Source organism: Mesorhizobium sp. dw_380 (genome assembly GCF_018588885.1).
In the GTDB taxonomy this organism is placed as follows: domain Bacteria; phylum Pseudomonadota; class Alphaproteobacteria; order Rhizobiales; family Rhizobiaceae; genus Mesorhizobium.
Genome location: NZ_JAFFIW010000171.1, coordinates 1 through 250, shown reverse-complemented (window position 1 = coordinate 250; position 250 = coordinate 1). Strand labels below are relative to the sequence as shown.

The window sequence follows — 250 nt, the reverse complement described above, 5'->3', positions numbered from 1 at the left end:
CCGGGGGCATCTCATCTCCATGGACCGCTTCAGCTTGCTCGCCGTGCTTGCAGCGCGCGAAGCCATGCGGCAGGCCGGACTTTCCTGGGACGAGGGGAATGCCCATCGCTTCGGCGCGACAGTGGGCGTCGGATTTACCGGTTCATACGCAACAGAACAAACTTACCGCTCACTGCTTTTGGGTAGCGCAATCCGTGCTGAACTCTTCACTGGAGTAAAGGTGATGCCCAGCGCCGCTTCCGTCCATCTT

1 protein-coding gene is annotated in these 250 nt (G+C 60.0%); it reads left to right on the top strand.

Annotated features, from left to right (window positions below):
• The coding region (locus JT360_RS33410) for a beta-ketoacyl synthase N-terminal-like domain-containing protein (protein ID WP_284732080.1) at nt 1-250 on the top strand (250 nt) is incomplete at both ends.